The sequence below is a fragment of the Gammaproteobacteria bacterium genome (genome assembly GCA_028817255.1).
In the GTDB taxonomy this organism is placed as follows: Bacteria; Pseudomonadota; Gammaproteobacteria; order Porifericomitales; family Porifericomitaceae; genus Porifericomes; species Porifericomes azotivorans.
On the sequence record JAPPQA010000201.1, the window covers coordinates 1 to 8,597 of the forward strand.

10 protein-coding genes and 1 tRNA gene are annotated in these 8,597 nt (G+C 67.4%); 2 read left to right on the forward strand and 9 right to left on the reverse strand.

The features are described 5' to 3' along the window. Together OXU43_08115 and OXU43_08120 are read left to right on the forward strand one after the other, a co-directional pair. On the forward strand, positions 1–432 hold a 432-nt coding region (locus tag OXU43_08115), incomplete at its 5' end, for a Fic family protein (protein MDD9825118.1). A gap of 45 nt (positions 433–477) precedes the next feature. Then, entirely contained in the window at positions 478–702 is a 225-nt protein-coding gene (locus tag OXU43_08120) for a M48 family metallopeptidase (protein ID MDD9825119.1), read from the forward strand. Here OXU43_08120 and OXU43_08125 read toward each other — a convergent pair. The 9 genes from OXU43_08125 to OXU43_08165 form a co-directional block, all read right to left on the reverse strand. Next, entirely contained in the window at positions 657–1,349 is a 693-nt protein-coding gene (locus OXU43_08125; protein ID MDD9825120.1) for a class II aldolase/adducin family protein, read from the reverse strand. The genes OXU43_08120 and OXU43_08125 overlap by 46 nt on opposite strands. Then, on the reverse strand, positions 1,342–2,433 hold the full coding sequence (ychF, locus tag OXU43_08130) for a redox-regulated ATPase YchF (GenBank protein MDD9825121.1): 1,092 nt from the start codon (positions 2,431–2,433) through the stop codon (positions 1,342–1,344). Before ychF ends, OXU43_08125 begins: the two co-directional genes overlap by 8 nt. A 98-nt stretch (positions 2,434–2,531) precedes the next feature. Next, a complete protein-coding gene (gene pth, locus OXU43_08135) occupies positions 2,532–3,131 on the reverse strand; it encodes an aminoacyl-tRNA hydrolase (protein MDD9825122.1) in 600 nt (199 codons plus the stop codon). A gap of 45 nt (positions 3,132–3,176) precedes the next feature. Further along, the gene (locus OXU43_08140) at positions 3,177–3,878 is read right to left on the reverse strand and encodes a 50S ribosomal protein L25/general stress protein Ctc (protein ID MDD9825123.1); all 702 of its coding nucleotides are present in this window, start codon (positions 3,876–3,878) and stop codon (positions 3,177–3,179) included. A 90-nt stretch (positions 3,879–3,968) separates the two neighbouring features. Next, complete coding sequence (locus tag OXU43_08145) at positions 3,969–4,913, reverse strand: ribose-phosphate pyrophosphokinase (protein ID MDD9825124.1); 945 nt, start codon at positions 4,911–4,913, stop codon at positions 3,969–3,971. Positions 4,914–5,000: 87 nt separating this feature from the next. Continuing rightward, positions 5,001–5,075, reverse strand: a tRNA-Gln gene (locus OXU43_08150). Continuing rightward, positions 5,066–5,998, reverse strand: a complete 933-nt coding sequence (gene ispE / locus OXU43_08155) for a 4-(cytidine 5'-diphospho)-2-C-methyl-D-erythritol kinase (protein ID MDD9825125.1) — start codon at positions 5,996–5,998, stop codon at positions 5,066–5,068. Before ispE ends, OXU43_08150 begins: the two co-directional genes overlap by 10 nt. Continuing rightward, positions 5,995–6,624 (reverse strand): lipoprotein insertase outer membrane protein LolB, encoded by a 630-nt coding sequence (gene lolB / locus OXU43_08160; GenBank protein MDD9825126.1) that lies wholly within the window; start codon positions 6,622–6,624, stop codon positions 5,995–5,997. The genes ispE and lolB overlap by 4 nt, the downstream gene beginning before the upstream one ends. Beyond that, positions 6,621–8,381 (reverse strand): tetratricopeptide repeat protein, encoded by a 1,761-nt coding sequence (locus tag OXU43_08165; GenBank protein ID MDD9825127.1) that lies wholly within the window; start codon positions 8,379–8,381, stop codon positions 6,621–6,623. Before OXU43_08165 ends, lolB begins: the two co-directional genes overlap by 4 nt. Positions 8,382–8,597 lie beyond the last annotated feature (216 nt).

Sequence of the window (8,597 nt, forward strand, 5' to 3'; positions counted from 1 at the left end):
AAAACGCAGCCCAACCATGTCCTGACAAAAACCGGGGAAGTCTTTCAATTCGCCGCCCCCGAGGAAACGCCGGCGCTGATGGCGGAACTGGCGGAGTGGATGCGGCAGTGGCTTGGCGGGGACACGGAAGAAAAACACAATAATTTGGTTTCTTTCCTGGCCGAACTGCACCAGCGGTTTATCCGCATTCACCCATTTGACGACGGCAACGGGCGGGTCGTGCGCCTGCTGATGAACTACATCCTCATTCGCCTGGGCTTCCTGCCGATGGTGCTGGATGATCGCGGCCGATACATCGCCGCCATTCAATTCGCCGACACCGGCGACATCAGCCGCCTTGAAGGCCTGTTCGCAGACCACATCGCGGCAATGCTTGAGAAAGGCATTTACGCCAGAGAGCATCTCATCGCGCTGAACGGCGACGACGCGTAATCGCGGATTCCCGCCCCGCTGGGCGTCTCACTTTTGTTCAATACATTGAACAAAAATATTGCCGATAGTAGATTCCCGCGCTGGGGAATAAGCAAGCCCGCCCTCAAAATCCGCCGCATGAAAACCCGCTGGGGCAGTTTAAGCGGCAGCGGCGCGATGACGCTGCACCTGGAACTGATCAAGGCGCCCGGCGGCGGCAGCCATAACCCCGGGCGGCAGCCGGGTTACGAGCCCCCGCTATCCGGCTCTGCCGGGCCGGGGCGCCGGTAATCCCGGAAGCGCTCCAGCGCCTCCTCCATCTGCGCGGCGGAGAGCAGCGCCGGGCCGGCGCCGACTTGCAGGCTCAGCCAGTATTGCCGGCACAGGTTCTCAAGCTCCAGCAGCAGCAGATAGGCGGCGCGCAGGTCCGGGCCCAGGCTGAGCGCGCCGTGGTTGGCCATCAGGCAGGCGCGGCGGCCGCGCAAAGCGCGCAGAACGTTGCCGGCAAGCGCCTCGGTGCCGAAGGTGGCGTAATCGGCGCAGCGCACGGAGGCGCCGCCCGCAACCGCGAGCATGTAATGGAAGGCGGGCAGGTCGCGGCGGGCGCAGGCCAGCGCCGTAGCATAGGGGGGATGCGCGTGCAGCACGGCATTCGCCTCGGGGCGGCGCTCCAGGATGCGGCAGTGCAGGCGCCACTCGCTGGAAGGGCGGCGCCCTCCCGGCGGCGCCTCGCCGGCGGGGGACAGGACGATTAGATCCTGCGCCCGCAGCTCTTCCGGCAACAGCCCGCTGGGGGTGATCAGCAATCCCTCAGGGACGCGGACGCTGCCGTTGCCGGCGCAGCCGGTGTTGAGCCCGCGCTCGGCCAGGGCGCGCATGTAGCGCACCATCTCCGCCCGCGGGTCGCCGCGGCCCGCGCCGGGCGGGGACTCAGACATTGAACCGGAAATGGATCACATCCCCGTCCCGCACCACGTAATCCCTGCTCTCGGCGCGGCACTTCCCTGCCGCTTTCGCCTTATGCTCGTCGCCCTCGGCAAGATAGTCGGAGAAGCCGATCACCTCTGCCCGGATGAAACCGCGGGCGAAATCCGTGTGCACCTTGCCTGCCGCCTGCAAAGCGGTATCGCCCTGGCGAATCGTCCAGGCGCGGACTTCCCGCGGACCGGCGGTAAAAAAGGTGTGCAGACCCAGGAGACGATAGCCTGCCCGCACCAGCTGGTTCAGCCCCGGCTCCGCCAACCCCAGCAGTTGCAGAAATTCCCGCCGCTCCCGGGGAGGCAGCGCGGCAATCTCCGCCTCCGCTTTGGCGCAGAAGGAGACCGGCGCCAAGCCCTCGCGGGCGGCGCGCTCGCGCAGGGCGTCCTGCCAAGGGTGGCCGCGCAGCCCCCGCTCGTCCACGTTGGCCAGCAGCAGCGTCGGCTTGAGGGTCAGCAGCTGCAGGGCCTCGGCCTGCGCCCGCTCCGCCTCTTCCAGACGCGCATGGCGCAGGGGCTGGCCGGCGTCCAGGATGCCGCGCAGTTTCCGCAGCAGTTGCGCGAACCGGCGCGCATCCTTGTCGCCAGACTGCGCGGCGCCGGCGCATTGCGCCAGGGCGCGCTCCACCGCATCCAGATCCGCCAGGCATAACTCCGTATCCACGGTATCGAGATCCGAGACCGGGTCCACCCGCCCGGCCACATGCGCGATGCCGTCCTCCCGGAAGCAACGCACCACCTGTACGATGGCCTGCATCTCCCGGATATGCGCCAGGAACCGGTTGCCCAGCCCTTCGCCCGCGGCGGCGCCCTTGACCAGGCCGGCGATATCTACGAAGCGCATCTGGGCCGGTACCACCTTCCGCGGTTGCGCGAGTTCGGCCAACTGCCCGAGCCGCGGGTCGGGGACCGGCACCATGCCGACGTTGGGCTCCACGGTGCAGAAGGGGTAATTCTCCGCGGCGGCGCCGGCATGGGTCAGGGCGTTGAACAGGGTGGACTTGCCCACGTTGGGAAGCCCCACGATGCCGCAGCGAAAGCCCATTAAAAGCCCATTAAAAGCCTATTACCGGCCCCTGGCCGCTACGGGCGCCCAAGGCGGCGCCGGCCGCGGCGCTTTGCCGCCGTTGCCGCGCGGCAGCGTCACGCGGCGCCGTCCTGCGCCCCCGCCGCGCCGTGCAGACGGTCGAAGGCCGCCTGCACCTCCCCCCTTAGCACCAGCGGCATCGCCTGCAGGGCGCGATCCATGGCCTCTTGCAGCAGGCGCCGCTGCGCTTCGTCGGGAGACGACAGCACGTAGCGCCGAACCGCCTCGCCGCCTGCGCCCGGCGGGCGGCCGATGCCGAAGCGCAGGCGCAGGAAGTCGTCCGCTCCCAGGCAGCGCAGAATATCTCTTACGCCGTTATGCCCGCCGTGTCCGCCCTTGCGCTTGAGGCGCGCCGTACCCGCGGGCAAGTCCAGGTCGTCGTGAACTACCAGGATGTCGGGGCCGGACAACTTCAGAAAATCGGCGGCCATTCTCAGGGATCTGCCGCTATCGTTCATGAAAGTGGACGGCTTAAGCAGCCATAGATCGGAACCGTAAGGGCAAAGCCGGCACACGGCCCCGGCGAAAGACGACTTTTGCTTGAAGCTCCCCCCGCCCAGTTCTACCGCCAGCCGCTCCAGAAAGCGAAACCCGGCATTGTGACGGTCGGCCGCATGGCCGCCGCCAGGGCCGCTGGGATTGCCCAGGCCCGCCACCAGACGCGGAGGCGACCGGCACGGGGCGGGCGCCTGGCCGATATATCAGCCCTCCTGCCCGCCGGAGGTCTTGGATTCCTCGGCGGCGGGGGCCGCGCCCTCCGCCGAGGCGGCCTCTGCTTCCTCGCCGACCTTTTCCTCCTCCTCCTGGACCGCCTTGGGCAGATGGACGGAGACCACGGGCTGATCGGGGTCGCCGCCGTGCTTCAGGCTGTAAAGCTCGACGCCTTCCGGCATTTGCAGCTCCCGCAGGTGGATCGTCTCCCCCACTTGCAGCGCGCCGATGTCCACGCCGATGTACTCGGGCAGATGGCGCGGCAGGCAGGAGACCTCCACCTCCGTTAACACGTGACTGACCAGCCCGCCGCCCTGTTTGACCCCCGCGCAATGATCCTCGTTGAGAAAGTGCAACGGCACGTTCATGGTGAGCGCGCGGTTCTCGTCAATCCGCTGGAAATCTATGTGCAGAAGCCGCGACTCGCTGGGATGCCGCTTAAGCCCCTTCAACACCACCTGCTCTTCCCGCCGCTGTTCCCCGTCCTCGAGCCGCAGCTGCAAGATGTGAGAATAGAAGGCTTCGTCGTCCAGGTGGTGCATGACCTCCCTGGCGTCCAGGCAAAGCGGGACGCATTCCCCTCCGCCTCCGTAGAGAATGCCCGGCAGCTTGCCGGCGCGCCGCAGCCGCCTGCAGGGCCCGCTGCCCAACTCGGAGCGCCGTTGCGCCGATAAATTGAAATCTTTTTTCATGACAATCGAACCGAAGCCTGTCCGGTTGCGCGCCTCCTCCCGCCCCCGCCGGTTCGGGTACAGGCCGCGCCCGGCACGATAACCCTAACCCTAGTCTATAAACATGGAACTCAGCGACTCGCCCGCGCAAATGCGGCGCATACTCTCCGCCAGCATCGTCGCAACGCTCAACTGCCGCACCTTGCCGCACTCCTCCGCGGCAGGCCGAAGCGGTATCGTATCAGTAACCACCAGTTCGTCCAACTGCGATGCCGCGAGGTTCCGCGGCGCGGCGCCCGAAAGCACGGCATGCGTGCAATACGCGGTGACCCGGCTGGCCCCCCGCTGCTTCAGGGCCTTTGCCGCCTGGCACAAGGTGCCGGCAGTATCCACCATGTCGTCTATGAGTATGCAGGCAGTCCCCTTCACCTTGCCGATGACGTTCATCACCTCGGCCTTGTTGGCCTTTGCCCGGCGCTTGTCAATCACCGCCAGGTCGGCATCCTCCAGGCGCTTGGCCAGGGCCCTGGCCCGGACCATGCCCCCTACGTCCGGCGATACGACAGTCAGCTTGCATTCGCGCATCCGGTTCTTCCAAATGTCGCCCAGCAACACCGGCGAGGCGTACACGTTGTCCAGCGGGATGTCGTAAAAGCCCTGGATTTGGTCGGCATGCAGGTCCACCGTCAGCACCCGGTCTATGCCCACCACGGCGATCATATTGGCGATAACTTTGGCCGTGATGGGAACCCGCGACGACCGGGGGCGCCGGTCCTGCCGCGCATACCCCATGTAGGGGATCACCGCCGTAATCCGCGCTGCCGAGGCCCGGCGCAAGGCGTCCGCCATGATCAGGAGTTCCATCAGGTAATCGTTGCCGGGAGCGCACAGCGGCTGCACGATGAACACTTCCTGGTTGCGCACGTTCTCGGCCACCTCCACCGCGATCTCGCCGTCGCTGAAGCGGCCGACGCCAATCTTCCCCAGCGGCAGGTTCAGGCAGGCGGCGATGCGCATGGCAAGCGGCATGTTGGCGTTGCCGGCGAAGACCGTCATGTTGGCGGGAGAAAGCAAACTATAGCCTCCTGCGTCGCACCCCTGCACCCCTACCCCTGTTCCTAACCGAAAACGGCCGCCGCGGATTGGCTGGGGTGCCAGGATTCGAACCTGGGAATGCGGGGATCAAAACCCCGTGCCTTACCGCTTGGCTACACCCCAGTGCGATCTCCCGGGACGCCTTCCCGCGCACCGCTCCCCCCGCGCCATCCGTTGCCGCGCAGGGCCCGCAACAGCCTGCCCTGCAACGGCGACCGGCCCAGCCCCTGCGCCACAAATCCCCGCCACGGGGCGGGCAGTTCCGCCAGGAGCGCGGCCGCCTCCGCCCGGGCGGCAAAGGCGGCGAAGACGCAACCCCCGCTCCCGGTCATGCGGCACGGCGCGCGAGCGGCGAGCCAGTCCATCGCGCGCGCCACTTCCGGATACATGGCGCGGGTTACCGGTTCGCAATCGTTGCGGGCGCTGGCCAAGGAGAAAGACCGTATTTTTATCCGCGGACTCTCGGCTGTCAATTGCGCCGAGCCGAACACCGCCGCCGTGGAAACGGACACGCCGGGCGCCACGACCAGGAACCAGCGGCGATCCGGCGCGCAGGGCTCCAGGCACTCCCCCACCCCCTCTGCCCAGGCCGTGCGGCCATGCACGAACACGGGGACGTCCGCACCCAGCGCCAGGCCAATCGCGGCCAGTTCCGCCGCCGTGGCGCCGGTCCCCCACAGGCAATTCAGCGCCACCAGAACGGTGGCGGCGTTGGAACTCGCCCCCCCCAGCCCGCCGCCGGCCGGCAGGCGCTTGCGGGTAAAAATATCCGCCCCCATGCGCGTTCCGGAACTGGCCTGCAGCAAGGCGGCGGCCCGCAGGCCGAGGTCCCGTTCCGGGGCCAGCCCGGGCAAACCGGACAGCGCGCGGAGTTGGCCGTCCTCGCGCACCCGAAAGTCCAGAAGATCGCCGTAACCCAGGAGTTGAAATATCGTCTGCAGGCAGTGCATCCCGTCCTCGCGCCGTCCGGTTACGTGCAAAAACAAATTGATTTTGGCAGGGGCGGGCCAGGCTCTGGAAAGCGCGCCGGAGGGCGCGGCGCTCACAGTCCGCCCAGCCGCCAATCGTGCACTACCATTCGCAGGCGCATCTCGCCGCGCAGCAATTGCAATTTGACCGGCAATTCGATGCCGTCCCGTTTCGCGTAATCGAGGAACCGAATCTCCCAACCGGCTTGGCGCAGCGAGCGCAGGCGCCCGCGCTCATCCAGGACCAGATCGCTGGGCGCGGGCGCGGGGCCGGGCAGGCCCCGCACCCAGTAATGCAGCCCCGCCACCGGGGCGTTCAACCCGTAGTGCTCCCGCATCAGCGCCTCCGCCGTCTCCGCGTGGTAAATGCGCGCGTCCGCCGTGCGCAGCGTGACCCCGTCGCGGCCGTTGCCGGTCAACTCGTGCAGATTGCCGCCCAACGGACCGGAAAGCCGCAACCGGTAGTCCGCGCCCCGCTGTTCCCAGGACAGCCGGGCGTTGGCCACCTCGCTGCCGTCGCGCGCCGCCACCCGCCCCTTCAGTTCCCAGAAACGCAGCGCGCGCAAGCGCTCCTGGCGCGCTTGCCACAACTCCGCCCCGGCGGCCGTAGCGAGCCGGGGAAGATTCCGGGAGCAGGAGGCCGTTGCCAGGAGCAACGGCAACACGACCAGCAGCGATGCGGAAAGGGGCGCGGGCAGCCTCAAAGGGAAAATTGCCGGATCACCTGCAACAGCTGGCGGCTCTTGGGATCGGCGCGCAAGGCGCGCTTCCACACCTCCTGGGCCTGGTTGCGCCGCCCCAGCTTCCAGAGCACCTCGCCCAGATGCGCCGCCACCTCCGAGTCCTTCTTGATCCGCAGCGCCCGGCGCAGGTACCCGACCGCCTCTTCCAGCCGGCCCAGCCGGTACAGGACCCACCCCATGCTGTCGAGGATATAAAAGTTATTCGGGCTCAGCAGCAATGCCTGGCGAATCAGGCCGTACGCCTCGTCGTAGCGATCGGTCCGGTCCGCCAGCGCATAGCCGAGCGCGTTCAGGGCCTGGGCATTGTCCGGGTCCCGTTCCAGGATGCGCCGCAGGTCCGACTCCATCGCCTCCAACTCCCCCATCTTTTCGGCCACCAGGGCGCGCGCATAGAGCAACTCGGCGTCGTAGCCGGACTCCTCCAGGGCCTCGTCGTAAACGGCCATGGCCTCCGGGTAACGCGACAGCCCGGCGAGGATCTCCGCCTCGGCCTGGAACAGCGGGTTGCGCCTGTCGGAATACTCGGCCTGCATGTCGCGCAGGTCCTTCCTGGCCTGCTCCAATTCGCCCTGTTTGGCCGTCAGGACCGCGAGGCGCAGCCGCGCCTGGAAGCGGCTCTCCTTGTCGCGCACCGAACGGTACCAGCGGACGGCCACCTCGAACTCTTCCTGCAACTCGGCGATCCAGCCGAGATAGTAGGCCGCCTCTTCTCCGTACGGCTGCTGGTACAGCAATTCCCGGAAATACCCCCCCGCCTCGTCGAGCTGATCCAGCTCCAGGGCAACCAGCGCCATGGAAAACTTCACATCCAAATCGTCTTCGTGTTCCCCGGCCAGGATCTGCAGCTGCCGCTTGGCCTCCAGGAAGCGGTCCTCGCCGGCCAGCATACGGGCGTAATACTGGCGCAGCGAGAGATCTTCCCGGTAGGAATCCACGTGCCCGGCAAGCCATTCCAGGGCGTCCTCCGTGCGGCCCTGATTGCGCAACGTCGAGAGGTAGGTAAGGGCCGCGTCCGCATTCTCCGGCTCCAGCCGAATCACCTCCCGCAACTGCCGTTCCGCGCGTTCCAGCAGGTTCATCCGGATCAGGATGCCGGCATAAGCGAACAGGACCTGGGGTTCTTCCTGGAAACCTTCCATCAGCCGGTCCATGAGCCGGACCGTGGTCTCCTCGTCCTGGGTGCTGTTCAAGACGCCGACGACCAGCCAGAGATTGTTCTGCAAGGTGTCGCCGGATTCCAGGATGCCCCGGAGATGCCCCAGGGCCTTGTCGAATTCGCCCCGCTCCAGGGCCAGCAGGGCTATGATCTGCCGCGCCTGCGTATTGCCGGGGGCCACCTCCAGCCAGATTTCGGCCACGCGCCCGGCATCCTCGCGCCGTTCCGCATACAGGGCGATCTCCACGGCGCGCCGAATGATGTTCGGGTCGCGGGTACTGCGTACCGCCTGCAGGTAATTCTCCAGCGCCAGGTCCACGTTCCCGCGCTGCCCCGCCAGCTCTGCCTCCAGCAGGCTATACAGGAGCTCCTCGGAAAAGCCGTCCGTCCTCCTCAGGTCCTCGTCCACCACGTTCACCACCGGTTCGATGGCGGACGGCTCCGGGGACGGCGCCCGCGGGGGTCCGCAAGCGCCCAGCAACAAGGCCAGCGGCAACAGCCGGCAATGGCGCCAGGCGGCCCCCGCGCCGCTCCTGTTCCTGCTCCGCAACGAGACACTCATGCTGCGTAAAATAAAGGTTTTCCCGGCCACTTGACAAGGCGGGCGGCCTGCTGGCGGCGCCCTCCCTGGATTCGGGCGGGGCAGGAGGAAATACCGAGCCCCGGCATGTACGGTGCGCCCCCGCCCTGCTCCGGGCAAGCCGCGGCCGCCTCGAGCCCAGGCGCGCCGGTGGGGGGAGCATCGAAAGCGCCTCCATCGCCCCACCGCCCAGGGCAA

What these genes read in the sequence shown, in the direction of transcription:
- OXU43_08125 (MDD9825120.1), bottom strand. Translation starts at nt 1,349, where the DNA reads ATGTCTGAGTCCCCGCCCGGCGCGGGCCGCGGCGACCCGCGGGCGGAG.
- ychF (MDD9825121.1), bottom strand. Translation starts at nt 2,433, where the DNA reads ATGGGCTTTCGCTGCGGCATCGTGGGGCTTCCCAACGTGGGCAAGTCC.
- OXU43_08140 (MDD9825123.1), bottom strand. Translation starts at nt 3,878, where the DNA reads ATGAAAAAAGATTTCAATTTATCGGCGCAACGGCGCTCCGAGTTGGGC.
- OXU43_08145 (MDD9825124.1), bottom strand. Translation starts at nt 4,913, where the DNA reads ATGACGGTCTTCGCCGGCAACGCCAACATGCCGCTTGCCATGCGCATC.
- OXU43_08165 (MDD9825127.1), bottom strand. Translation starts at nt 8,381, where the DNA reads ATGAGTGTCTCGTTGCGGAGCAGGAACAGGAGCGGCGCGGGGGCCGCC.